This is a genomic window from Variovorax paradoxus B4 (assembly GCF_000463015.1).
Lineage (GTDB): Bacteria > Pseudomonadota > Gammaproteobacteria > Burkholderiales > Burkholderiaceae_C > Variovorax > Variovorax paradoxus_E.
Genome location: NC_022247.1, coordinates 5,740,624 through 5,763,782, shown reverse-complemented (window position 1 = coordinate 5,763,782; position 23,159 = coordinate 5,740,624). Strand labels below are relative to the sequence as shown.

21 protein-coding genes are annotated in these 23,159 nt (G+C 67.4%); 11 read left to right on the top strand and 10 right to left on the bottom strand.

Translation table 11 applies throughout. From position 1 onward, the window contains the following. Window positions 1-69: 69 nt before the first annotated feature. Window positions 70-2,412 (bottom strand): NADP-dependent malic enzyme, encoded by a 2,343-nt coding sequence (locus VAPA_RS26915; protein ID WP_021013153.1) that lies wholly within the window; start codon window positions 2,410-2,412, stop codon window positions 70-72. A 166-nt stretch (window positions 2,413-2,578) separates the two neighbouring features. Here VAPA_RS26915 and VAPA_RS26910 point away from each other — a divergent pair, with 166 nt between their 5' ends. From VAPA_RS26910 to VAPA_RS26880, 7 genes are all read left to right on the top strand, one after another. Beyond that, window positions 2,579-3,628 carry an SPFH domain-containing protein gene (locus VAPA_RS26910; protein WP_021013152.1) on the top strand — a complete coding sequence of 350 codons (1,050 nt, stop codon included), beginning with the start codon at window positions 2,579-2,581 and terminating at the stop codon, window positions 3,626-3,628. A 118-nt stretch (window positions 3,629-3,746) separates the two neighbouring features. Then, complete coding sequence (locus VAPA_RS26905; RefSeq protein WP_021013151.1) at window positions 3,747-5,225, top strand: DUF4178 domain-containing protein; 1,479 nt, start codon at window positions 3,747-3,749, stop codon at window positions 5,223-5,225. Window positions 5,226-5,287: 62 nt separating this feature from the next. Further along, a complete protein-coding gene (locus VAPA_RS26900; RefSeq protein WP_015868006.1) occupies window positions 5,288-5,506 on the top strand; it encodes a DUF350 domain-containing protein in 219 nt (72 codons plus the stop codon). 14 nt (window positions 5,507-5,520) lie between these two features. Next, window positions 5,521-7,065, top strand: a complete 1,545-nt coding sequence (locus VAPA_RS26895; protein WP_021013150.1) for a polyamine aminopropyltransferase — start codon at window positions 5,521-5,523, stop codon at window positions 7,063-7,065. Window positions 7,066-7,073: 8 nt separating this feature from the next. Next, on the top strand, window positions 7,074-8,678 hold the full coding sequence (locus VAPA_RS26890; protein WP_021013149.1) for an FAD-dependent oxidoreductase: 1,605 nt from the start codon (window positions 7,074-7,076) through the stop codon (window positions 8,676-8,678). An 89-nt stretch (window positions 8,679-8,767) separates the two neighbouring features. Continuing rightward, window positions 8,768-10,129 (top strand): esterase-like activity of phytase family protein, encoded by a 1,362-nt coding sequence (locus VAPA_RS26885; protein WP_021013148.1) that lies wholly within the window; start codon window positions 8,768-8,770, stop codon window positions 10,127-10,129. A gap of 45 nt (window positions 10,130-10,174) precedes the next feature. Next, complete coding sequence (locus VAPA_RS26880; RefSeq protein ID WP_021013147.1) at window positions 10,175-11,149, top strand: LysR family transcriptional regulator; 975 nt, start codon at window positions 10,175-10,177, stop codon at window positions 11,147-11,149. On the opposite strand, the gene VAPA_RS26875 is transcribed toward VAPA_RS26880, so the two are convergent. The 3 genes from VAPA_RS26875 to speD are packed head-to-tail and all read right to left on the bottom strand — an operon-like array spanning window position 11,091 to window position 13,608. Next, window positions 11,091-12,485, bottom strand: coding sequence for an aminopeptidase P N-terminal domain-containing protein (locus VAPA_RS26875; protein WP_021013146.1), 1,395 nt, complete (start codon window positions 12,483-12,485; stop codon window positions 11,091-11,093). The two genes, VAPA_RS26880 and VAPA_RS26875, sit on opposite strands and share 59 nt — an antisense overlap. Next, window positions 12,482-13,192 (bottom strand): nucleotidyltransferase family protein, encoded by a 711-nt coding sequence (locus VAPA_RS26870; RefSeq protein ID WP_041946270.1) that lies wholly within the window; start codon window positions 13,190-13,192, stop codon window positions 12,482-12,484. The genes VAPA_RS26875 and VAPA_RS26870 overlap by 4 nt, the downstream gene beginning before the upstream one ends. A gap of 35 nt (window positions 13,193-13,227) precedes the next feature. Beyond that, complete coding sequence (gene speD, locus VAPA_RS26865) at window positions 13,228-13,608, bottom strand: adenosylmethionine decarboxylase (protein WP_021013144.1); 381 nt, start codon at window positions 13,606-13,608, stop codon at window positions 13,228-13,230. 135 nt (window positions 13,609-13,743) lie between these two features. On the opposite strand from speD, the gene VAPA_RS26860 reads away from it, so the two are divergent. Both VAPA_RS26860 and gap read left to right on the top strand, forming a co-directional pair. Then, a complete protein-coding gene (locus tag VAPA_RS26860; RefSeq protein WP_021013143.1) occupies window positions 13,744-15,855 on the top strand; it encodes a transketolase family protein in 2,112 nt (703 codons plus the stop codon). A gap of 62 nt (window positions 15,856-15,917) precedes the next feature. After that, complete coding sequence (gene gap, locus VAPA_RS26855; protein ID WP_021013142.1) at window positions 15,918-16,919, top strand: type I glyceraldehyde-3-phosphate dehydrogenase; 1,002 nt, start codon at window positions 15,918-15,920, stop codon at window positions 16,917-16,919. A gap of 74 nt (window positions 16,920-16,993) precedes the next feature. On the opposite strand, the gene VAPA_RS26850 is transcribed toward gap, so the two are convergent. The 3 genes from VAPA_RS26850 to VAPA_RS26840 all read right to left on the bottom strand — a co-directional run bounded on the left by VAPA_RS26850 (window position 16,994) and on the right by VAPA_RS26840 (window position 18,601). Next, window positions 16,994-17,590 (bottom strand): hypothetical protein, encoded by a 597-nt coding sequence (locus VAPA_RS26850; RefSeq protein ID WP_021013141.1) that lies wholly within the window; start codon window positions 17,588-17,590, stop codon window positions 16,994-16,996. 29 nt (window positions 17,591-17,619) lie between these two features. Continuing rightward, the gene (locus tag VAPA_RS26845; RefSeq protein WP_021013140.1) at window positions 17,620-18,216 is read right to left on the bottom strand and encodes a hypothetical protein; all 597 of its coding nucleotides are present in this window, start codon (window positions 18,214-18,216) and stop codon (window positions 17,620-17,622) included. A 76-nt stretch (window positions 18,217-18,292) separates the two neighbouring features. Next, the gene (locus VAPA_RS26840; RefSeq protein ID WP_021013139.1) at window positions 18,293-18,601 is read right to left on the bottom strand and encodes a putative quinol monooxygenase; all 309 of its coding nucleotides are present in this window, start codon (window positions 18,599-18,601) and stop codon (window positions 18,293-18,295) included. Between the two features lie 102 nt (window positions 18,602-18,703). Between VAPA_RS26840 and VAPA_RS26835 the strand changes: the two genes are divergently transcribed. After that, window positions 18,704-20,032, top strand: coding sequence for an Nramp family divalent metal transporter (locus VAPA_RS26835; protein ID WP_021013138.1), 1,329 nt, complete (start codon window positions 18,704-18,706; stop codon window positions 20,030-20,032). Window positions 20,033-20,059: 27 nt separating this feature from the next. On the opposite strand, the gene VAPA_RS26830 is transcribed toward VAPA_RS26835, so the two are convergent. Next, window positions 20,060-20,401 carry a protealysin inhibitor emfourin gene (locus VAPA_RS26830; RefSeq protein ID WP_021013137.1) on the bottom strand — a complete coding sequence of 114 codons (342 nt, stop codon included), beginning with the start codon at window positions 20,399-20,401 and terminating at the stop codon, window positions 20,060-20,062. Next, window positions 20,398-21,468 (bottom strand): M4 family metallopeptidase, encoded by a 1,071-nt coding sequence (locus VAPA_RS26825; RefSeq protein ID WP_021013136.1) that lies wholly within the window; start codon window positions 21,466-21,468, stop codon window positions 20,398-20,400. Before VAPA_RS26825 ends, VAPA_RS26830 begins: the two co-directional genes overlap by 4 nt. Window positions 21,469-21,614: 146 nt before the next feature. Here VAPA_RS26825 and VAPA_RS26820 point away from each other — a divergent pair, with 146 nt between their 5' ends. Further along, entirely contained in the window at window positions 21,615-21,905 is a 291-nt protein-coding gene (locus VAPA_RS26820; protein WP_021013135.1) for a YciI family protein, read from the top strand. A 22-nt stretch (window positions 21,906-21,927) separates the two neighbouring features. On the opposite strand, the gene VAPA_RS26815 is transcribed toward VAPA_RS26820, so the two are convergent. Continuing rightward, complete coding sequence (locus VAPA_RS26815; RefSeq protein ID WP_080666842.1) at window positions 21,928-23,154, bottom strand: pirin family protein; 1,227 nt, start codon at window positions 23,152-23,154, stop codon at window positions 21,928-21,930. Window positions 23,155-23,159: the final 5 nt, after the last annotated feature.

Genomic DNA, 23,159 nt, shown 5'->3' with positions numbered 1-23,159 from the left:
CCAAAGTTTGAGCAGTGCGCAGGGGCGAGACGTGGCGCCTTAAGTGGGCAGCCACTCTCGCCGGACAGCTTATCGCTCTGCGTTTGCGTCAGCGACTGTCAAGGCTGTCATGTTCACGATGCGCCGAACGGTTGCGCTGGCCGTGAGAATATGCACAGGTTTGGCGGCGCCGAGCAGCACCGGGCCGATGGCGATATTTCCGCCGGCCGCAGTCTTGAGCAGGTTGTAGGAAATATTGGCCGCGTCGATGTTCGGGAAAACCAGCAGATTGGCGTCGCCCGCGAGCGCGCTGTGCGGCATGACGACCGCGCGCTGCTTGCTGTCGAGCGCCACGTCGCCGTGCATTTCGCCGTCCACTTCGAGCCAGGGCGCCTGCACGCGCAGCAGGTCGAGCGTCTTGCGCATCTTGATCGCGCTCGGCTCGTTGCTGGTGCCGAAGTTGGAATGCGACAGCAGCGCGGCCTTGGGCTTGAGGCCGAAACGCATCATTTCCTCGGCCGCCATGGTCGTGATCTCGGCCAGTTCCTCGGGCGAGGGGTCGTAGTTGACGTGCGTGTCGACCAGGAACACCTGGCGGTCGGGCAGGAGCAGGCCGTTCATGCAGGCGTACACCGGCACGTCCTGCGGGGTGCTTTCGCAGCCGCCCGGGCGCTTGCCGATCACCTGGTCGATGTAGTGCAGGTGGATCAGCGTGGTGCCCCAGGTGCCGCAGATCATGCCGTCGACCTCGTCCTTGTGCAGCAGCATGGCGCCGATCAGCGTCAGGCGGCGGCGCATCTCGATCTTGGCGGTCTGCACCGTCTGGCCCTTGCGCTCCGTCATGCGGTGGTAGGTCTGCCAGAAGTCGCGATAGCGGTGGTCCTGCTCGACGTTGACGATGTCGTAGTCGAGCTCTTCCTTCAGCCGCAGGCCGAATTTCTCGATGCGCTGCGCGATGATGGCCGGGCGGCCGATCAGCGTGGGGCGCGCAATGCCTTCGTCGACCACGATCTGGGCGGCGCGCAGCACGCGCTCTTCCTCGCCCTCGCAGTACGCCACGCGCTTCTTCTGCGCCCGCTTGGCGGCGTCGAAGATCGGCTTCATCGTGGTGCCCGAGGCGTAGACGAAGCTCTGCAGGCGGTCGCGGTAGGCGTCCATGTCCTTGATCGGGCGCGAAGCCACGCCGCTTTCCTCGGCGGCCTTGGCCACCGCCGGCGCGATCTTCATCATGAGACGCGGATCGAAGGGCTTCGGAATCAGGTATTCGGGGCCGAAAGACAGCTTTTCGCCGACGTAGGCGGCAGCGACGCGCTCGCTCTGCTCGGCCTGGGCGAGGTCGGCAATCGCGCGCACCGCGGCAATTTCCATCTCGTCGGTGATCGTGGTGGCGCCCGAATCGAGCGCGCCGCGGAAGATGTACGGGAAGCACAGGACGTTGTTGACCTGGTTCGGGTAATCGGTGCGGCCGGTGGCCATGATCACGTCGCCGCGCACCGCGTGGGCGTCTTCGGGCGCGATTTCCGGGTTCGGATTGGCCAGCGCGAAGATCACGGGCTTGGCCGCCATCCTCGCCACCATGGCGGGCTTGAGCACGCCGCCGGCCGACAGGCCCAGGAACACGTCGGCACCCTCGATCACCTCGGCCAGCGTGCGGGCCGTGGTTTTCTGCATGTACTGGCGCTTGTCGTCGTCCATGAGCTCTTCGCGGCCTTCGTAGACCACGCCGGCCAGGTCGGTCACGAACACGTTTTCGCGCTTCAGGCCCACCTTGAGCAGCAGGTTCAGGCAGGCCAGCGCCGCGGCGCCCGCGCCGGAGGTGACCAGCTTGACCTCGCTGATGTCCTTGCCCGCCACCTTGAGGCCGTTGAGCATGGCCGCCGCCACGGTGATGGCCGTGCCGTGCTGGTCGTCGTGGAAGACGGGGATCTTCATGCGCTTGCGCAGCTCGCGCTCGACGTAGAAGCAGTCGGGGGCCTTGATGTCCTCCAGGTTGATCGCGCCGAAGGTGGGCTCCAGCGCGGCGATCACCTCGACCAGCTTGGCCGGGTCCTTCTCGTCGATCTCGATGTCGAACACGTCGACGCCGGCGAACTTCTTGAACAGCACGCCCTTGCCTTCCATCACCGGCTTGGCGGCCAGCGGGCCGATGTCGCCCAGGCCCAGCACGGCGGTGCCGTTGGTGATCACCGCCACCAGGTTGCCGCGCGCCGTGTACTTGAAGGCGTTGGCCGGGTCCCTGACGATTTCCTCGCAGGGCGCGGCCACGCCGGGCGAATAGGCCAGCGAGAGGTCGCGCTGGTTGACCATCTGCTTGGTGGCGGCAATGGCAATCTTGCCCGGCACCGGAAGCTCGTGGTACTCGAGGGCGGCGCGCCGCAATTCGGCGCGCTTGTCTTCGGGCGTGGGGGTCGATGAGGTCGTCGAATCGGACATGGGCCGTTGCTCCTGGTGGCGCTTCTTCTGGGGGCGCCGATTGTAGACCTCGGCCCATGACGCCATAGGCCGCATGGCGGAGATCCGCCACGCCAAAAGCACGAAGACCCGTCAAGACGATGTGGCAATATGCGCAGTCCGGAAAAAAACTCGACGAGGAGCGGCCATGGCCCTGATGGATTTCATCAAGAAGCAGTTCATCGACATCATCCAGTGGACCGAGACTGGCGACGGCACGCTGGCCTGGCGCTTTCCGATGGCGGAGATGGAAATCCAGAACGGCGCCTCGCTCACCGTGCGCGAGTCGCAGGTGGCGGTGTTCGTCAACGAAGGCCAGGTGGCCGACGTGTTCGGCCCGGGCATGTACAAGCTCACGACGCAGACGCTGCCCGTGCTCACGTACCTGAAGAACTGGGACAAGCTGTTCGAGTCCCCGTTCAAGAGCGACGTCTACTTCTTCAGCACCCGCCAGCAGGTCGACCAGAAGTGGGGCACGCCGCAGCCCATCACCATCCGCGACAAGGACTTCGGCGCCGTGCGCCTGCGCGCCTTCGGCAACTACAGCTTCCGCATCGGCGATGCCAAGCTGTTCCACACCGAGATCTCGGGCACGCGCGACATCTACGGCGTGGCCGACCTCGACGGCCAGCTGCGCGGGCTGGTGCTGCAGAACATCAGCAACGCCATCGCTTCCAGCGGCGTGCCGTTTCTCGACCTTGCCGCCAACCAGATCCAGTTCGCCCAGGCGCTGGCCGCGCAGCTGGTGCCCGAGTTCGAGAAGATCGGCATCAAGCTCGAGAACATCACGGTCCAGAACGTCTCGCTGCCCGAAGAGCTGCAGAAGATCCTCGACCAGAAGATCGGCATGGGCATGGTCGGCAACGACATGGGCAAGTTCATGCAGTACCAGACCGCGCAGGCCATCCCCAAGTTCGCCGAAGGCGCGGGCGGCGGCAGCGGCATCGCGGGCGATGCCATGGGCCTGGGCGCCGGCGTGGCGCTGGGCCAGGTGCTGGCGCAGAACCTCGCGCAGGGGCTGAGCCCGAGCGCCGCGGCCCAGGCCGCGGCGACCCAGCAGCAGCCCGCCGTGGCCGTGGTGAGCCCGGCCGACGTGATGACCACGCTCGAGAAGCTCGGCGAGCTCAAGACCAAGGGCATCCTCACGCAGGAAGAGTTCGACGCCAAGAAGGCGGAGCTGCTCAAGAAGTTGGTCTAACCCCCAGGCTTCGCGCACTTCGTGTCGCTTCTCCCTCCCCCTTGCAGGGGGCAATGCCTGTGGCCCGGCGTAGCCGGTTCCACGGCATTCCCCGCAGCTGCATCCGCTGTCGTTTGCCATGGCTGAAGAAGGCGGCAACCAGCGCTCCTACCGTGCGCCCTGCCCCGGCTGCGGCGCGCCGGTCGAATTCAGGTCGGCGCAATCGGCCTTCGCCGTTTGCCCGTACTGCCAGAGCACCGTCGTGCGCCAGGGCGAGACGCTCGCGCGCATCGGCAAGATGGCGGAGCTGTTCGACGACTTCAGCCCGCTGCAGCTGTTTGCCGCGGGCCGCATCCAGAACCAGCCGTTCACCATCGTCGGCCGGCTGCAATACAGCCATCCGGGCGGGCGCTGGACCGAGTGGATCGCCGCGCTCGACGGCGACCGCACCGGCATCCTGAGCGAGGACAACGGCGCCTATGTCTTCGCGTTGCCATTTGAACTGAAGCGCGCCGCGCCACCGTCGGGCGACTTGCGCGTGGGTGCGACCAGCGCATTCAACGGCCAGAGCTACACCGTTTCGTCGAACGAACAGGTGGCGCTGCTGTCCGCGCAGGGCGAACTGCCGCACCTGCCCGAGCTGGGGCGCCCGTTCCCCATGGTCGAGCTGCGCAACGACAAGGGGCTGGTGCTCAGCATCGACTACGGCACCGAGCCGCCCGGCGCCTACCTGGGCCGCTCGGTGCAGCTCGAGGACCTGCAGCTCACGGGCCTGCGCGACGAATCCGCCAAGGACGAAAAAGGCCGCGCCTTCAACTGCCCGAACTGCGGCGCGCCCGTCACGGTCAACCTGGCCGACAGCAAGAGCATCACCTGCGGCTCGTGCAACAGCATCATCGACCTGTCGCAGGGCATCGGCGGCGAGCTGAAGCACGCGGCGCAGGACGAACCCGTTCGCCCGCTCATCGCCATCGGCAGCATGGGCCAGCTGCAGGGCGCGCAATGGCAGGTGGTGGGCTTCCAGCACCGCATGGGCGTGGAGCCCGGCGACGACGAGCACTTCGGCTGGAACGAATACCTGCTCTACAACAAGAAGCGCGGCTTCAGCTTCCTGGTGGATGCCGAGGACGGCTGGAGCATGGTCAAGCCGACCACCGGTGCGCCGGTGATGGCCGAGAACGGCAGCAGCGCCACCTACCTCGGCAAGCGCTACACGCAGCAATACGCCTACAACGCCGAAACCACCTACGTGGCGGGCGAGTTCTACTGGCAGGTGGAGCGCGGGCAGAAAACCTTCAACCGCGATTTCGCCAGCGGCAACGCGCTGCTCTCGATGGAGCGCTCGGCCAACGAGCTGACCTGGTCCTCGGGCAGCAAGCTGGACAGCGGCCTGGTCTCCGCCGCTTTCAAGCTCGACGACAAGAAGGACATGTTCGTGCGCGGCGATGCGCTGCCGGTCAGCGCCGCATCGGGCCTGGGCTGCGGCACCATCATCCTCATCGCGATCGTCATCATCGTGCTGCTGGTCATCCTGAGCACCTGCAGCGGATCGTCCGGCGGGTCGCGCAGCTACGGCGGCTCCTACGGCGGCTATTCGAGCGGCGGCGGCCACAAATGAAGAAGAGCAACATAGGTTCGCGCTGATGTCACTCACTACTGCAACTACGACTGGAGGTCCCCATGGGATTTGAATGGCTGAAACCGGGCGTGGTCCTCGGATCGCTCGTGTATGCGCTGCTTGGCGTGCTGATCTTCTGGCTCTGCTTCCTGATCATCGACAAGCTCACGCCCTATGACCTCTGGGGCGAGATCGTCGAAAAGCAGAACGTGGCGCTGGGCCTGGTCGTGGCCGCCATGAGCCTCGGCATCTGCGTCATCGTCGCCGCAGCCATCCATTGAGCGGGGAGGCGGCCGTGTCCGCGCATGCCGCCGATGCGCGCGGGCCGCAGCCCGTCGAGATCGCGCTGCTCGCCAGCGTGTTCGTGGTCGCGGCCTGCGGGCTGGTCTACGAGCTGACCGCGGCCGCGCTGAGCTCCTACCTGCTCGGCGATTCGGTGCTGCAGTTCAGCACCATCATCGGCACCTACCTGTTCGCGATGGGCGTGGGCTCCTGGCTCTCGCGGTTCTTCGAGCGCCAGCTGCCGGCGCACTTCCTGCGCATCGAACTGCTCGTGGCGCTGGTCGGCGGCGCACTGCCGGCCGTTCTTTTCCTCGCGAATGCCTATGTGCCCGGCGCGTTCCGCCTGCTGCTCTATGGGCTCGTGGTGGTGGTCGGCACGCTGGTGGGGCTCGAGATCCCGCTGGTGATGCGCATCCTCAAGCGCAACATCCAGCTCAAGAACCTGGTGTCGCAGGTGCTCACCTTCGACTACCTCGGCGCGCTGGCGGTGTCGGTGGCCTTTCCGCTCATCCTGGTGCCGCAGCTCGGCATGATCCGCACCGGCCTGCTGTTCGGCATCATGAATGCCGCCGTGGCCGTGTGGGCGCTGTGGCTGTTCCGCCATGAGCTGCGCCGCATCGGCGCGCATGCGCTGGCCTGCTTCCTGGCGCTGGCCGCGCTGGTCGGCGCCTTCGCCGGGGCCGGCCACATCACCACGCTGGCCGAGGACAAGTTCTACCAGGACCGCATCGTGTTCAGCGCCACCTCGCCCTACCAGCGCATCGTGGTCACGCGCGGGCAGCTCGGGCATCGGCTGTTCCTGAACGGCAACCTGCAGTTCGCCGAGCGCGACGAGTACCGCTACCACGAGGCGCTCGTTCATCCGGTGATGGCCGCGCAGGGCGCGCCGAAGAAAGTCGCGGTGCTCGGCGGCGGCGACGGCATGGCGGTGCGCGAGATCCTGAAATATCCCTCGGTCGAATCGGTCACGCTGGTGGAGCTCGACCCGAACATGACCCAGCTCTTCACCGGGCATGAAACGCTGGCGGCGCTCAACGGACATTCGCTCGCGTCGCCGAAGGTGAAGATCGTAAACACCGATGCGTTCCAGTGGCTGCAGCAGCCTGGCGACCTTTTCGATGTAATCGTGGTCGACTTTCCCGATCCGACCAACTTCGCGATCGGCAAGCTCTACACCAACAGCTTCTACGCGCTGCTCGAGAAGCGCCTTTCGGCGAGCGGCTACGCGGTGATCCAGACCACCTCGCCGCTGGTCGCGCGCAAAAGCTACTGGACCGTGGCGGCGACCATCGAGTCGGTCGGCCTGCAGGCGACGCCCTACCATGCGCATGTGCCGAGCTTCGGCGAATGGGGCTACATCATCGCGAGCCGGCGGCCGTATCGGATGCCCGATGCGCTGCCTTCGGGATTGCGCTTTCTCTCGCCTTCCACCTTGCCGCTGATGTTCGACTTTCCGCTCGACATGGCGCGTGTGCCGGCCGACGTGAACCGACTGTCGAACCAGACCCTTGTCACCACCTACGAGCAGGAGTGGGGCAAGGTGATCACGACGCACTAGATCCGGACATGCAGCGGCGTGATTTCCTCGGCGTGGCGGCGGGCGCCCTGGCGCTCGCGGGCTGCGAGGCCCCGCCGCCGCCCATCGAAGGCGGCTTCACCGGCATCGACGTCGCGCGTGGCCATGCGCTGCGCGACGGCGCGCTCAAGAGCCCGTCCCCGGCGGCCGTGAAGCGCACGCGGGTGGTGATCGCCGGTGGCGGCGTTGCCGGCCTGGCGGCTGCCCGCGCATTGCGGCTTGCCGGCATCGAGGACTTCGCCTTGCTCGAACTCGAGGACACGGCGGGCGGCAATGCGCGCGGCGGCATGGTCAACGGCATTGCCTGCCCGCTCGGCGCGCATTACCTGCCGACGCCCGGCGACGATGCACGCGAAGTGCAGGACCTCCTCGAGGAACTCGGCCTGCGCCGGCGCGTGGCGGGCCGCTGGGAATACGACGAGCGCCACCTCTGCCACAGCCCGCAGGAGCGGCTGTTCTTCCACGGCGAATGGCAGGAGGGCCTGCTGCCCGTGCTCGGCGTGGGCGCCGATACGCATGCGCAGTACCGCAAGTTCGCGCAGCGCATCGACGCATTGCAGCATGCGGCGCACTTCGCCATTCCCACGCAAAGGGCCGCGGTCACGCCCGAGCTGCTCGCGCTCGACGCCCTCCCCTTCGCGAACTGGCTCGACGGCGAAGGCTTCGGCGATGCGCAACTGCGCTGGTACCTCGACTACTGCTGCCGCGACGACTACGGCGCGGGCATCGAGCAGGTCTCGGCCTGGGCCGGCATCCACTACTTCGCGAGCCGCCACGGCTTTCATGCCCCCGGCGATGCGAAAGGCGGCGGCGCCGAATCGGCACCGGAGCGCGACGGCGTGCTCACCTGGCCCGAGGGCAACGGCTGGCTCACGAGGCAGCTGGCCGCACCGCTCGGCGACCGCTTGCGCACGGGCCAGGTGGTCATGCGCATCGCCGAACTTCGCGGCGGTGTCGAGGTCGACGCGTGGGATGTCGCGTCGAAATCGCTGGTGCGCTGGCAGGCCGAGCGCTGCATCGTCGCGCTGCCGGTGTTCGTTGCCGCACGGGTGGTCGAGAACGCGCCGGAGGTATTGAAGAACGCCGCTGCGCACCTGCGCTATGCCCCCTGGCTCGTTGCCAACGTGCACCTGCGCGGACCGCTCGCCGACCGGCCCGGCGCCGCACCGAGCTGGGACAACGTGATCCACGGCACGCGCGGCCTCGGCTATGTCGATGCGCGCCATCAGACGCTCGACCCCACGCCGCGCGGCACCGTGCTGAGCTGGTACCGCCCGCTCGGCCCGAGCCGCTACGACGGCGCCGATGGCCGGCGCCTGCTGCTCGACCGCCCCTGGACCGGATGGCGCGACGACCTGCTCGCCGAACTCTCGGTGCCGCACCCCGACCTGCCTTCGCTCGCGACGCGCGTCGAGGTCACGCGCTATGGCCATGCGATGGCCGTTCCCCGGCCCGGCCTGCTCGCGCAGATCGGCGCGCAGCGCGGCAGCGTCGTTGCGGGCCGGCTTTCGTTCGCGCATGCCGATTGGTCGGGCTACTCGATCTTCGAGGAAGCGTTCACGCGCGGGCACGTGGCCGGCGCGGCGCTGGCCTGAAGGCGCTGGCCGTACCGGGCGGCCATGTCATGGCCGCGTCACGCGTGGCCGGCATGGTCTCGCGTTTCGACACGGAACCTCTCTTTCCCATGACGCGCCCTGCTTCTTTCCTCAATTCTTCTTTCATCGCGCTGGCCGCCGCGCTCGCCTGCGGCCATGCCGCCGCACAGACTGCCTTCCCCGCCACGCTGGCCGGCCACGCCGTGCTGCCCGCGCAAAGCTTCGTCGCTGCGCCCAAGGATGCGCACGCCGACCTGCAGGCCAGCGGCAAGTTCACCTCGGGCAAGCGCGTGGAGGCATTGGGCACCGTGGAAGGTCTCTCGGCCGGGCGCGGCACCGGCGTCTCGCTGCCCTTCAAGGGCCAGCCGCTGCAGGGCCACTCGGGCATCAAGAAGATGGACGACGGTTCGTTCTGGATCCTCACCGACAACGGCGCCGGCTCCAAGGCCAACTCGCCCGACTTCATGCTCTACCTGAACCACTACAAGGTGGACTTCAAGAGCGGCAAGTTCAACCGCCTGAACACCATCTTCCTGCACGACCCGGACAAGAAGGTGCCCTTTCGCATCGTTCACGAAGGCAACAAGCAGCGCTACCTGACCGGCTCCGACTTCGACCCCGAGAGCTTCCAGTTTGCCGGCGGCGCACTGTGGATCGGCGAGGAGTTCGGCCCCTTCCTGATCAAGGCCGACCTGAAAGGCAAGGTGCTCGCGGTCTTCGACACGCAGGTCGACGGCAAGGCCGTGCGCTCGCCCGACCATCCGGCGGTCACCACGCCGGGCGCACCGGGCGGCGCGGTCGACTTCCAGATCAAGCGCTCCAAGGGCTTCGAAGGCATGGCTTCGTCGAAGGACGGCAGCAAGCTCTACGCGCTGCTCGAAGGCCCGGTGTGGAGCGCCGAGACGAAGGATTACGAGAAGCTAGACGGCAAGGAGGCGCTGCGCGTGCTGGAGTTCGACGTGGCGTCTGAAAAATGGACGGGCCGTCATTGGAAGTACCCGCTCGAAGCGAACGGCCACGCCATCGGCGACTTCAACATGATCGACGCCACCACGGGCCTCGTCATCGAGCGCGACAACGGCGAAGGCACCAGCGACAAGGCCTGCCCCGAAGGCCAGAAGCGCACCGACTGCTTCCACGACATCGCCAGGTTCAAGCGCGTCTACAAGATCGAGCTGAGCGACGCCAATGTGGGCGGCGCGGTGCGCAAGATCGGCTACATCGACCTGCTGAACATCGCCGACCCGGCCAAGCTCGCGCGCAAGCCGCTCAACGACGGCGTGCTCAAGTTCCCGTTCTTCACGATCGAGAACGTGGACGTGGTCGATGCCACGCACATCGTGGTCGGCAACGACAACAACCTGCCGTTCTCCAGCAGCCGCGAGCCGAACAAGGCGGACGACAACGAGCTGGTGCTGCTGGAGGCGGGGGCGCTGCTGCAGGCCAGGTAGCGCCAGCGTGAGCCGCCGGCGCAAGCGCGTCCTCATAATTCGCGCATGTCGCCCGAACTGCTCCCCGCGATCGCCGCCTTCGCACGCGTTGCGCACCACGCCAGCTTCACGCGGGCCGCGCAAGAGCTGGGCGTATCGCCCTCGGCCCTGTCGCAGACCGTGCGCACGCTCGAGGGGCGGCTCGGCGTGCGCCTGCTCGACCGCACCACGCGGCGCGTCGGCGTGACCGAGCTGGGCCAGCAATTGCTCAAAGGCGCGCAGCCGGCGCTGGCCGCACTCGCTCAGGCGGTCGAAGGCCTCGACGAGGCGCGCGACAAGCCGGCCGGGCTGCTGCGCCTCAACGTGGCGCGCGTGTCGGCCGAATTGCTGCTGAATCCGCACTTCGCGGACTTTGCCGAGGCTTATCCCGACATCACGCTGGAGCTGGTCTGCGACAACCGCATGATCGACCTGGTCGAAGGCGGCTTCGATGCCGGCATCCGGCTCGGCGAAAGCCTGGCGCAGGACGTGGTGGCCCTGCCGGTGGGTGGGCCGCAGCGCATGGTGACCCTCGCGTCGCCGCGCTACCTGGCGGGGCGCAGGCTGCCGGAGACGCCCGAGGACCTGCGCGAGCACCAGTGCCTGAACTACCGCCTGACCACGGGCAGCCTCTATCGCTGGGAGTACGCGCAGGACGGCCGCGTGCTCGATGTCGAAGTGGCCGGTCCGCTGATCAGCAACGACGGCGATGTGCTGCTGGCCGCCGCGCGCGACGGCGCGGGCATCATGGTGGCCTTCGAAGGCGCGGTGCGCGGCGATCTGGAAAGCGGCCGCCTGGTGCCGCTGCTCGCGCCCTGGTGGCCCACGTTTCCGGGCTTCTACCTGTACCACCCGAGCCGCGCGCAGATGCCGCGCAAGCTCAGGGTGTTCATCGACTTCCTGCAGGCGCGGCATGCGCCGCCGCCGGTGTCCCAGCGCGCGGTCAAGCTCGCATCAGTGCCTCGATCTCGTCCGCCTTCACCGGCACGCCGCGCGAAATGAGTTCGCAGCCCGTGGCCGTGACGATCGCGTCGTCCTCGATGCGGATGCCGATGTTGTGGAACTGCTCGGGCACGCCCTCGCCGGGCCGCACGTAGAGGCCGGGCTCCAGCGTCAGCACCATGCCGGGATGCAGGATGCGGCTCGGCCGGTTCTTGATGACTTCGTTCGACAGCGGGTCCTTGCGCTCGCTCACTTCGCCCACCTGCGTGGGCTCGACATAGCTGCCGCAGTCGTGCACGTCCATGCCGAGCCAGTGGCCGGTGCGGTGCATGTAGAACTGGAAGTAGGCACGCGAGTCGATCACGTCGTCGATGCTGCCGACCTTGTTGGCGTCGAGCAGGCCGAGGTCGAGCATGCCCTGTGCCAGCACCTTGACCGCCGCATCGTGCGGGTCCGTGAAGCGGTTGCCGGCCTTGGTCACCGCGGCGGCGGCGTCCTGGCTCGCGAGCACGAGGTCGTACAGCGCGCGCTGCGGGCCGCTGAACTTGCCGTCGGCCGGGAAGGTGCGCGTGATGTCGCTCGCATAGCTGTCGAGCTCGCAGCCCGCGTCGATCAGCACCAGCTCGCCCTTGCGCACCGGCGCCGCATCGGCGCGGTAGTGCAGCACGCAGGCATTGGCGCCGGCCGCGACGATGGAGCCGTAGGCCGGGTACTGCGAGCCGCCGAGGCGGAACTCGTGCAGCAGCTCGGCGTCCAGGTGGTACTCGCGCACGTCCTTGCCCTCGCGCAGCATGCGCGCCGAGAGCTGCATCGCGCGGATGTGTGCCCGGGCGCTGATCTGCGCCGCGCGCCGCATGATGTCTTGTTCGTGTGCGTCCTTGACCAAACGCATTTCGTCCAGCGGCCCGCACAGGTCGCGCTGCTCCTCGGGGCACAGCGCGCCGTAGCGCACGCGCGCACGCACCGATTGCAGCCAGCCGTCGATGCGGGTTTCGAGCCCCTTGTGGATCGCGAACGGAAACCACACGGTCGATTTGTTCTCGAGCAGCTTCGGCAGCCTGGCGTCGAGCTCGTTGATCGAGAAGGCCTCGTTCACGCCAAGCGCCGCGGGGGCCGCGTCGGGACCCAGGCGATAGCCGTCCCAGATCTCGCGCTCCAGATCCTTGGGCGCGCAGAACAGCGTCGCGCGGCCGTCGCTCGCGAGCACCAGCCAGGCGTTGGGCTCGGTGAAACCGGTCAGGTAATAGAAGTAGCTGTCGTGCCGGAACAGGAAATCGCTGTCGCGGTTGCGCTGGCGCTCCGGCGCGGTCGGGACGATGGCGATGCCGTCCTTGCCCAGTTGCGAGGCGAGGCGCGCACGGCGCTCGGCGTAGATCCGGTTGTCTTCTGAGGTCATCTTGGCGTGTTCAGTTGAAGAAGCCGTTCGGGCGTTCCCACATCGGTCCAGGGACCGGCGTAGAGCTCGGCGCTCACGAGTTCATTGTCCATCGCGGCGCGCAGGATCGGTGCCAGCGGGGCTTTGGCGCCCGCCGGGTTGCCGGCCGGAATGTCGCAGTAAGGCGGCGCGAAAAGTGCGGTCCTGTAGAGGCCGATGGTCGAGAAGGTGTACTTCTCGGCCGCCGAATTGAGCGCCAGGCCGCCCGCGGAGAGGCCGAAATCGCCCTTCGGGTTGTGCGCCGGGTTCGGCACCAGCCACAGGTGCGCCAGCCTGCCGCTGGCCGCGAAGCGGTCCACCGAGGCCTGCGTGAAGGCGAAATCCGGCGCGAACACGTCGCCGGCCGCGACCCAGAAAACCTCGCCCAGGCGGGGCAGCGCGCGCACGATGCCGCCGGCCGTCTCCAGCGCTTCGCCGAAGTCGCGGCCTTCGTCGGAGTATGAAATTGATAGCGTGTCGCGCCCATTCAGCAAGGGCTTGGGGCCGAAGTGGCTGGAGATCTTCTCGCCGAGCCATGCCGTGTTGACCACCATTTCGGTGAACCCGCCGGCGGCCAGCGCCTCCATTGGCCATTGCATCAGCGGCTTGCCCCGCACTTCGAGCAGAGGCTTGGGCACGCTGTCGGTCAGCGGCCGCATGCGCTCGCCGCGGCCGGCGGCCAGGATCATCGCCCGCACCGCAGAAAAAGAAGATGCCACCGGCTTCAAGCCGCCACCTGGCCGCGCAGCAATTCGTTGCGTTCGCTGTGGCGGGGCTGGAAAAGCGCGACCAGGCATTCCATCAGCGCATGCGCCTTGGCCGAATGGTCGCCGCCGAAGTTGCACACATACACGTCGAGCGTGGCGCCGCGCTGTTCGGGCCAGGTGTGGATGCACAGGTGCGATTCGGCCAGCAGCACGGTGGCCGTGACCCCGCCCGGCCCTTGGGGCGTGGCCGGAAAACCATGGACCAGCTTGCCCACCGGCTGCAGCCCGGCCGCCGTCGCCGCCTTGACGCATACGGCGCCGAGCGCCTCCTTGTCGGTGAGCCATTGCATCGCGCATTGGCAGTCGTGGAGATCGGCGGTGAGGTGCAGCCCGTGCATGGGTGGCAACTCTAGCAGTCCGGGTGTCGCCAAAGAACATCAGTCGGGTGTTCAGGCCGTATCGGAGGGGGTTGGAGCGAGCCCGGTAAAATCGCGGGTTCCCCCCAATCCACATTCCCCGAAAGTCCACCGCCCATGGCAAACCAAGCCCTGATGGCCAACGCGATTCGCGCGCTGGCCATGGATGCCGTCCAACAAGCAAACTCCGGACATCCGGGCGCACCGATGGGCATGGCCGACATGGCCGTCGCACTCTGGGGCGAACACCTGCGCTACAACCCCGCGAACCCGCACTGGTTCGACCGCGACCGCTTCGTGCTGTCGAACGGCCACGCCTCGATGCTGCTGTACTCGGTGCTGCACCTCACCGGCTACGACCTGCCCCTCGGCGAGCTCAAGAACTTCCGCCAGCTGCACAGCAAGACCGCGGGCCACCCCGAGGTCGACGTGACCCCCGGCGTGGAAACCACCACCGGCCCGCTGGGCCAGGGCATCACCAATGCGGTGGGCTTTGCATTGGCCGAGAAGCTGCTCGCGGCCGAGTTCAACCGCAAGCACCACGCCATCGTCGACCACCACACCTACGCCTTCCTGGGCGACGGCTGCATGATGGAAGGCATCAGCCATGAAGCCTGCGCGCTGGCCGGCGCCTGGCACCTGAACAAGCTGATCGCGCTGTACGACGACAACGGCATCAGCATCGACGGCCAGGTCAAGCCCTGGTTCATCGACAACACCGAAGAACGCTTCAAGGCCTACGGCTGGAACGTGATCGGCCCGATCGACGGCAACGACGCCAGGGACGTGTCCAAGGCCATCGCCAAGGCGAAGAAGGAAGACTCGAAGCCCACCCTCATCATCTGCAAGACGCAGATCGGCAAGGGCAGCCCGAACCGCGCCAACACCGCCAAGGCCCACGGCGAGCCGCTGGGCGCCGATGAAATCGCGCTCACCCGCGCTGCGCTGAACTGGCCGTATGCCGCCTTCGAAGTGCCAGAGGAAGCCTACGCCGACTGGGACCACAAGGCCGAAGGCGCCAAGGCCGAAGCCGCCTGGAACGACAAGTTCGCCGCCTACGCGAAGGCCTTCCCCGAACTCGCCGCCGAGTTCACCCGCCGCATGCGGGGCGAGTTGCCCAGGAACTTCCACCAGGTGGCGTTCGACACCGTGGTGGCCGCCCATACCAAGGGCGAAACCGTGGCCAGCCGCAAGGCCAGCCAGCTCGCGCTCGAGGCCTTCACGGCCGCGCTGCCCGAAATGCTCGGCGGCAGCGCCGACCTCACGGGTTCCAACCTCACCAACACCAAGAGCACGGCCGCCCTGCGCTTCGATGCGAAGACCGGCGCGGTGGTCATGGACGTGCCGGTCCAGCAGCCGAACCAGGGTGCCGAAGACGAAGCCGCACCCGAGAGCACCGCCGACAACGCCGAACCGCCCCACGGCGTGGTCGGCCGCCACATCAACTACGGCGTGCGCGAGTTCGGCATGGCGGCCATCATGAACGGCGTCGCGCTGCATGGCGGCTTCATTCCCTACGGCGGCACCTTCCTGACCTTCAGCGACTACAGCCGCAACGCCATCCGCATGGCCGCGCTCATGAAGCGCCGCGTGGTGCACGTGTTCACGCACGACTCCATCGGCCTGGGCGAAGACGGCCCGACGCACCAGTCGATCGAGCATGCCGCCTCGCTGCGCCTGATCCCGAACCTCGACGTCTGGCGTCCGGGCGACACCGCCGAAACCGCCGTGGCCTGGGCCGTGGCGCTGCAGAACCAGTCGCGCCCCACCGCGCTGCTGCTGAGCCGCCAGAACATCGCCTATGCGCCCAAGGGCGAGCTCGGCGACATCAGCCGCGGTGCGTACGTGCTGTCGGAGCCCGAAACCGTCGGCCTCAAGAGCAAGAAGACCGCCGCGGTCATCATCGCCACCGGTTCCGAAGTGCAGCTGGCGCTGGCCGCGCAGAAGCTGCTGGCCGAGAAGAAGATTGCCGTTCGCGTGGTGTCGATGCCCTCGACCACCACCTTCGACCGCCAGGACGTGGCCTACAAGAAGGCCGTGCTGCCGAAGAAGCTGCCGCGCATCGCCGTCGAAATGGGCTGCACCGGCGGCTGGTGGAAATACGGCTGCGCGGCTGTCGTGGGCATCGACAGCTACGGCGAGTCGGCACCGGCACCGCAGCTGTTCAAGCATTTCGGGTTCACGGCGGAGAACGTTGCCGCCACGGTCGAAGCCGCCCTGCGCGACTGAGTCCGGCCAAGCGCTTTTCTTTCTGTTCGATCAAAAGTTTTTCAACCTTAGGAGCAAATCAGATGGCTATCAAACTCGGTATCAACGGCTTCGGTCGCATCGGTCGCAACGTGCTGCGCGCAGCCGTGCAGAACTTCAAGAACGAGATCGAGATCGTCGCCATCAACGACTTGCTCGAGCCCGACTACCTGGCCTACATGCTCCAGTACGACTCGGTGCATGGCCGCTTCAAGGGCGAAGTCACGGTGGAAGGCAACACGCTGATCGTCAACGGCAAGAAGATCCGCCTCACGCAGGAGCGCGACCCGGCGCAACTGAAGTGGAACGAAGTCGGCGCCGACATCGTGCTCGAATCCACCGGCCTGTTCCTCACCAAGGAAACCTGCCAGAAGCATCTCGACGCGGGCGCCAAGAAGGTGATCATGTCGGCCCCCTCGAAGGACGACACCCCCATGTTCGTCTACGGCGTGAACGACAAGAAGTACGCCGGCGAAGCCATCGTCAGCAACGCCAGCTGCACCACCAACTGCCTGGCGCCGCTGGCCAAGGTGCTGAACGACAAGTGGGGCATCAAGCGCGGCCTGATGACCACCGTGCACGCCGCCACCGCCACGCAGAAGACCGTGGACGGCCCGAGCAACAAGGACTGGCGCGGCGGCCGCGGCATCCTGGAAAACATCATTCCCTCGAGCACCGGCGCCGCCAAGGCCGTGGGCGTGGTGATCCCCGAGCTCAACAAGAAGCTCACGGGCATGAGCTTCCGCGTGCCGACCTCCGACGTGTCGGTGGTCGACCTCACGGTGGAGCTGGTGAAGGAAGCCACCTACAAGGAAATCTGCGCCGAGATGAAGGCACAGAGCGAAGGCGCGCTCAAGGGCGTGCTGGGCTACACCGAAGACAAGGTGGTGGCCACCGACTTCCGCGGCGACCCACGCACCTCGATCTTCGACGCCGAAGCCGGCATTGCGCTCGACAGCACCTTCGTGAAGCTCGTGAGCTGGTACGACAACGAATGGGGCTACTCGAACAAGTGCCTGGAGATGGTGAAGGTCGTGGCGAAGTAAGGCTTCGCGGACTCGGCAACAAGAACGCGCCCTCGGGCGCGTTTTTTCATGGGCGTGCCGGCTGAGGCAATGCCTCAGCGCAGCTTCTCGTTCCTCCGGATCTCGCTGCTGAGCTGCGAAGTCAACCGGGTCGCGGCGCGCCGGGCGGCGAGCCCGTAGTCGCCGTTGAATTCGCCGAACTCCGCCGTGCCGTTGCCGACCGCGCGCACGCGCGTGACCTCGGCGCCGGCGGCATCGCTCACCACGCAGCTCACCTCGGCGGTGAACGACGTGGGCGGCCAGGTGATCCACGAGGACGAGCTCGAATCGGTCTTGATCTGCGGCGTGAACACCAGCGACACGCCCGCCGCCTCGTTGGCCTTGGCATCGCCGGCGGTGCGCAGCACGACGACGTCGCGGTAGACCGCGCGCAGCGCGTCGCGGATCGACTTTTCGAGGTCGCGGTACGGGTAGTAGCTCACGCGGTCGCCGCTGCCGCCGGCGGTGGTCACCTGCTGGTCGCGCTGGGCGTCGGTCATCACGTACGCCACCTTCTTCGGGAGCAGGCGGGCCTGCGACCGCGGCGGTGCGGTTTCCGTGATCATCGTGATCGGATGGGCGCAGGCTGCCAGCAAGGCCGTCAGGATCGCCGCGGCAAACAGGCGCGCGGTCGAAGAAAAAAGAAATGGCATGGTGCGGCTTTCTCCGGCGATGGCTGTGGCTAGGGCGCAATGGCCGCGATGAACTGCGGATCGGCGTACACCTGGCGCAGCAGCGCGCGCACCAGCCTCGGATAGGCGGCCTGTCCGGCGGGCACGGCCACGATGTTGGCGTAGCTCGAATCGAAGGCCAGCTCGCCGCGGTAGGTCTTGCGCAGCCTTTGCGCGGACGCGCGCGTCACGACCACCTCCACGTCCATGCGGCCGGTGCCGTTGATCACGCCAAGGTCGAGTTCATTGACGAGTATCCGCGCCGCGATGCGGGTCTGGGCCTTGGGGTCGTAGGCCGATATCTCTCCCAGGTCGCGCATCAGTGCGTCTTCCAGGTATTGCGCGAAGGTGCCGCTGGGCGAAAGCAGCTTCGCGCGGCGCAGGCTCAGGGTGTTGATGCTGTCGTTCGGATCGGTAGGCTGCACCTTCGCGAGCGCCACCATGCCGGGGCGCGCGGCTTCGAGCCGGTCGAGCGCCTCGTAGTCGGCCGCATAGGGCGGCGCGGCGAGCTGTGCGCAGCCGGACGCCAGCACCACCGCGGCCGATGCGCAGAGCGTTGCGGTGAAAGCGCGCAGGCGCACACCCTGCGGTCTGAAGAAGATCGCCATGCCTTGAGTCCCTCCTCGGGATGCCTGATCCCGGCGCGAGGGTAGCAGGCATTGCGCCGCGCGCGAAGGCCGATTTTCAGACCGGTTCGAGCACGTGGATCAGCTTGCTCTGGACCAGCTCCTTCGTCTTCGCGCCGTGGGCCGCCATGTGCGGTGCCGCCGCATGGGCTTGCAGGTGGGCCAGCGTTTCCCACTTTTCGATTACCACGAAGGTGTCGGGCCCGAAGCTGGCCTTCGATGCCGGCACGCCCGCGGCGTCGACCGTGGCGCCGTACTCGATGCAGCCCTCCTCGGCCAGCACGGCCGCGCGGTTGGCGGCAAAGGCTTCGAGCAGGCTGGCGCGCTGGCCCGGCTTGGCGGTGATGACGGCGACGACGTGGATCATGGAAAAAAGCTCCGTTGTTGCATGTGTGTGGAATGGGACCGCCGAATCTAAAAGACCGGCCGCTCGGCCAGCGGTCCCGCGCGCGACCCTATCATCGCCCGCATGTTCTTTCCCCTGCCCCGCACGGCCACCGCGCCGTTCTGCCCCTCCGAAGTCAAGGGCAGCGTGGCGGTCCCGCAGGACCTGCCCTTCGGCAAGAAGCTGCTGCGCTACGCGGGCCCCGGCCTCCTGGTGTCGGTGGGCTACATGGACCCGGGCAACTGGGCGACCGACATCGAGGCCGGCTCGCGCTTCGGCTACGGCCTGCTCTTCGTGGTGCTGCTCGCGAGCCTGGCGGCCATGCTGCTGCAGACGCTGTGCGTGCGGCTCGGCCTGGTGGCGCAGAAAGACCTGGCGCGCGCCTGCCGCGAGCACTATTCGCCGCGCGTGAGCCGCTTCTTGTGGCTGGGCGCGGAGCTGGCCATCGTGGCCTGCGACCTGGCCGAGGTGCTGGGCAGCGCGCTCGCATTGCACCTGCTGTTCGGCGTCTCGATCCCGGTCGGCATCGGCATCACGGCGTTCGACACGCTGCTCGTGCTGGGGCTCCAGGGCGCGGGCTTCCGGCGCGTCGAGGCGATCGTGCTCGGGCTGGTGGGCACCATCGCGGGCTGCTTCGTGGTGGAGCTCGCGATGTCGCAGCCCCACTGGTTCGGCGTGGCAATGGGCTTCGCACCCAGCTTCGAGCGGCTGCAGCAGCCCGGCGCGCTGTACCTTGCGATCGGCGTGGTGGGCGCCACGGTGATGCCGCACAACCTGTACCTGCATTCATCCATCGTGCAGACCCGGCTGGTGGCCGACAGCGACGCGGCGCGGCGCGAGGCGGTGCGCTTCTGCACCTTCGACGCGGTGTTCTCGCTCTCGCTCGCGCTGCTGGTCAACGCGGCCATCATGGTGCTGGCGGCCAGTGCCTTCCACAGCACCGGCCATGTGGAGGTGACCGAGATCGACGACGCCTACCGGCTCATCGAGCCCATCGTGGGCAGCGCGTTTGCCGCCACGCTGTTCGGCATTGCGCTGCTGGCCTCGGGCCAGAGCTCGACCTTCACCGGCACCATTGCGGGCCAGATCATCATGGAAGGGTTTCTCGACCTGAAGATCCCGTGCTGGCAGCGCCGGCTGATCACGCGGGCGCTGGCGCTCGGGCCGGCCTTTCTGGGGGTCTGGTGGTTCGGCGATGGCGGCGTGGGCAAGATGCTGGTGCTGAGCCAGGTGGTGCTGAGCTTCCAGCTGCCGTTCGCGATGTGGCCGCTGATCCGCTTCACGAGCAGCCGCGCGCTGATGGGCGGCTTTGCCAACGGCACGCTGGTCAGGCTGCTGGCCTGGGGCCTGTTCGGCGTGATCAGCGCGGCCAACGTGTGGCTGGTGGCGTCGACGGTGCTCGGCGGCCTTTGATTCGAAGAAGAAGCCGCACCGCGCGCCTCAGCGGTCGGCCGCGTCTTTCCAGAGGTGCACCAGCGCCTCGGGCGCCTCGTTCTCGGGCACCTCGAAGCTGACCGAAGAACCCGAATGGGAGGTGGCGCTTTCCACCACCACTTCCACGCGGTAGAAGCGCTGGTCGCCGCCCGGCGAACCGGGGCCGTCGCGCTGCTCCGCATGCGGCGCGGCGCTTTGCAGCGCCTCGCCGATCTGCTGGCGCAGTTCCTCGCTGCAGTTGCCCAGCTGGTAGCTGCGCGGGCGCGAAAGGCCCGGCACGTAGGCCACGCCGCCCTCGCGCGTCACGCGCACGATGGAGGCCTGGTCCAGGGGCGGAAGCTGAATCATGATGGTGTGACTCCCACGGTGTTCCACGCGGCGCCAACGGCCTTGTGCGCCGCGCTGTCGGCGCCGAAGCGCCTGGCCGCATTTTCCACGCTGAGCTGTGCAAAGGCCAGGAAATCGGCGTCTTTGTGCAGCCGCCGGTCGCACACCGTGTCGTACCAGACGCGGCCGGCCGTCTCCCATGCCGGGCCCTGGATGGCCGTGGCAGCGAGATGAAAGGCGCGGTTCGGAATGCCGGAATTGATGTGCACGCCGCCATTGTCCTGCCGCGTGGCGACAAAGTCTTTCATGTGGGCAGGCTGCGGGTCCTTGCCCAGCACCGGGTCGTCGTAGGCCGTTCCGGGCTCGGCCATCGAGCGCAGTGCGCGGGCCTTCACCTTGCCGGTGAAGAGCCCCGCGCCCACCAGCCAGTCGGCCTGCTGCGCCGTCTGCTTCAGCAGGTGCTGCTTGACCAGGGCGCCGAACACGTCGCAGATCGACTCGTTGAGCGCGCCCGGCTGCCCCTGGTAGACCAGGCCCGACTCGTGGTCGATCACGCCGTGCGTGAGCTCGTGGCCGATGATGTCCACCGCAATGGTGAAGCGGTTCATGACCTCGCCGTCGCCGTCGCCGAACACCATCTGCCTGCCGTTCCAGAAGGCGTTGTCGTAGTCGTTGCCGTAGTGCACGCTGCCGGTCAGCGGCAGGCCCGCGCCGTCGATGGAGTCGCGCTCGTAGATGTCGTGGTAGAGGCGGTAGGTGGCGCCCAGGTAGTCGTAGGCCTCGTCGGCGGCAACGTCGCCGGTGGCGGCCTGCCCTTCGGCGCGCACCAGCCTGCCGGGCAGGCTCATGGTGTGCTCCGCGTCGTGGATGGCGCGTGCGGGCGAAGCGCGCCGCACGTAGCTGGGCGCGGGGCCCGACGACACGCCCTGCGCGGCCACCGCCTCGCGAAGGCCGCGTTGCTGGCGGTCGATCATCAGCGTCTGCGCCGCCCTTGCCCTGGCATGTGCGCTGGCATGTTCCGCCAGCCGGTCCAGCAGGTACGGCGGTACGAAGCTGGGCGGCAAAAGGCCCGGCGAGCGAAGCGGCATGGGCGACTCTCCTTTGCAGTTGAGGGCAACAAAAAGACGGTAGCAGAAAGCCGTAAAACCTGGATCACTCCGTTACTTCTGGTCATGGAATGCCCGTGCTTCAGGCCATACGATCGGAGCCTCCCGATTCACTTGCCGCCGTTGCCATGTTCATCGTCACTCTCACCTACATCCGTCCGCTTGAAGAGCTCGATGCGTTGATGGATGGGCACATGGCGTGGCTGCGAAAGCACTACCAGAGCGGACTGTTCCTGGCCTCGGGCCGGCAGGTGCCGCGCAAGGGCGGCGTGATCTTCGCGCGCTCGGGCGACCGGGCTGCGCTCGATGCGGTGCTGGCACGCGACCCGTTCGTGCAGAGCGGTGTGGCCAGCACGCACGTGATCGAGTTCGTGCCCAGCATGACCGCACCCGCGACCGAGATCCTCAAGGCGCTTTGAGGCCTCCAGGCCGCGTGTTGTTTCAAGCCCGCGGCGTTTCCTCGCGCCCGCCGGGGTGCCGCGCAAAGCGCGCGGCATCGTGGCCATGCACCGGCGCCGGATCGCTCCAGGGCCAGCCGCCGAACTGCGTGCGGCGGTAGTCGGCCAGCGTCTGGCTGATCTCGGCCTGCGTATTCATCACGAACGGACCGTATTGCGCCACCGGCTCGGCAATGGGGCGTCCCTGCAGCAGCAGGAATTCGCCCGGCTCTTCGTCGCCATTGCGCAGTTCGACGGCCGTGTCGGCGCGCAGTTCGATGGCGGCCGGGCCTTCCACGCGCCGGCCTGCGATGGTCGCCACGGCGCCCTTGAAGAAGTACAGCATGCGCCGCGTGCCTTCGCCCGCGGCGGCAGGCAGCGTCCATTGCGCGCCGGGCGTCATCTTGAGGGTCCAGATCGCCACGTCGGCATCGGCCTGCGCGGCCCATGAATCGGGCGGCGGCGACAGCGGGTGGATCGGCGCCTGTCCGCCGTCCGCGGCAGTGCCGCCGAACCGGCCCGCGATCACCGCGACCTCGGTGCGGCCGCCCGCCGCGTCGTCGGACGCAAAGTGCGGAATGGCCTCCGACCAGAACATCGTGAAGTGCGGCTCGGCCATCTTGCTTTTGGCCGGCAGGTTGAGCCAGATCTGGAACAGTTCCAGCGGATTCGGCGCGTTTGCATCGAGCAGCGGAAACATCTCCGAATGCACGATGCCCTTGCCGGCCGTGAGCCACTGCACGTCGCCGCCGCCGAAACGCGCGGTGGCGCCCAGCGAATCGGAATGGTCGACCAGCCCCTTGCGCACGATGGTCACCGTCTCGAAGCCCCGGTGCGGATGCGAGGGAAAGCCCGGCACCGTGTCGCCGTGGTACATGCTCCAGCCGTCCTTGCGGCTGAAGTCCTGGCCGATCTGGCGGCCCGCCAGCGGGGCCTCGGGCCCCATCTGCGCGTTGGCCTTCGGATAGGCGTCGTCGTGATAGACGCAGAACAGGAACGGGTCGATCGTCTGCCACGGGAAGCCGAGCGGGCTCACCTGCAGGACGGGGCTGCGGCCTTCCTCGATGCTGCTGTTGTTGTCGATGCTGTTGCTGGACACCTCGGTATTCCTTTCGGTTGGGCGCGTCGCCGAATGCGCGGCGACGCTGCTTTCTCGAATATCGGGGCGTACGGGCTTTAAGGAAGGTGCCTTCCTCGCAACAGTGAGGAGCGCATATGGAACGATGGGCATCGTTC

Coding starts and splice junctions, on each gene's coding strand:
- VAPA_RS26890 (WP_021013149.1), top strand. CDS start 7,074: ATGCAGCGGCGTGATTTCCTCGGCGTGGCGGCGGGCGCCCTGGCGCTC.
- VAPA_RS26880 (WP_021013147.1), top strand. CDS start 10,175: ATGTCGCCCGAACTGCTCCCCGCGATCGCCGCCTTCGCACGCGTTGCG.
- VAPA_RS26875 (WP_021013146.1), bottom strand. CDS start 12,485: ATGACCTCAGAAGACAACCGGATCTACGCCGAGCGCCGTGCGCGCCTC.
- VAPA_RS26830 (WP_021013137.1), bottom strand. CDS start 20,401: ATGATTCAGCTTCCGCCCCTGGACCAGGCCTCCATCGTGCGCGTGACG.
- VAPA_RS26840 (WP_021013139.1), bottom strand. CDS start 18,601: ATGATCCACGTCGTCGCCGTCATCACCGCCAAGCCGGGCCAGCGCGCC.
- VAPA_RS26870 (WP_041946270.1), bottom strand. CDS start 13,192: ATGATCCTGGCCGCCGGCCGCGGCGAGCGCATGCGGCCGCTGACCGAC.
- VAPA_RS26820 (WP_021013135.1), top strand. CDS start 21,615: ATGTTCATCGTCACTCTCACCTACATCCGTCCGCTTGAAGAGCTCGAT.
- VAPA_RS26835 (WP_021013138.1), top strand. CDS start 18,704: ATGTTCTTTCCCCTGCCCCGCACGGCCACCGCGCCGTTCTGCCCCTCC.
- VAPA_RS26905 (WP_021013151.1), top strand. CDS start 3,747: ATGGCTGAAGAAGGCGGCAACCAGCGCTCCTACCGTGCGCCCTGCCCC.
- VAPA_RS26900 (WP_015868006.1), top strand. CDS start 5,288: ATGGGATTTGAATGGCTGAAACCGGGCGTGGTCCTCGGATCGCTCGTG.
- VAPA_RS26915 (WP_021013153.1), bottom strand. CDS start 2,412: ATGTCCGATTCGACGACCTCATCGACCCCCACGCCCGAAGACAAGCGC.
- VAPA_RS26845 (WP_021013140.1), bottom strand. CDS start 18,216: ATGGCGATCTTCTTCAGACCGCAGGGTGTGCGCCTGCGCGCTTTCACC.
- VAPA_RS26885 (WP_021013148.1), top strand. CDS start 8,768: ATGACGCGCCCTGCTTCTTTCCTCAATTCTTCTTTCATCGCGCTGGCC.
- gap (WP_021013142.1), top strand. CDS start 15,918: ATGGCTATCAAACTCGGTATCAACGGCTTCGGTCGCATCGGTCGCAAC.
- VAPA_RS26860 (WP_021013143.1), top strand. CDS start 13,744: ATGGCAAACCAAGCCCTGATGGCCAACGCGATTCGCGCGCTGGCCATG.
- VAPA_RS26910 (WP_021013152.1), top strand. CDS start 2,579: ATGGCCCTGATGGATTTCATCAAGAAGCAGTTCATCGACATCATCCAG.
- VAPA_RS26825 (WP_021013136.1), bottom strand. CDS start 21,468: ATGCCGCTTCGCTCGCCGGGCCTTTTGCCGCCCAGCTTCGTACCGCCG.
- VAPA_RS26815 (WP_080666842.1), bottom strand. CDS start 23,154: ATGCCCATCGTTCCATATGCGCTCCTCACTGTTGCGAGGAAGGCACCT.
- speD (WP_021013144.1), bottom strand. CDS start 13,608: ATGCACGGGCTGCACCTCACCGCCGATCTCCACGACTGCCAATGCGCG.
- VAPA_RS26850 (WP_021013141.1), bottom strand. CDS start 17,590: ATGCCATTTCTTTTTTCTTCGACCGCGCGCCTGTTTGCCGCGGCGATC.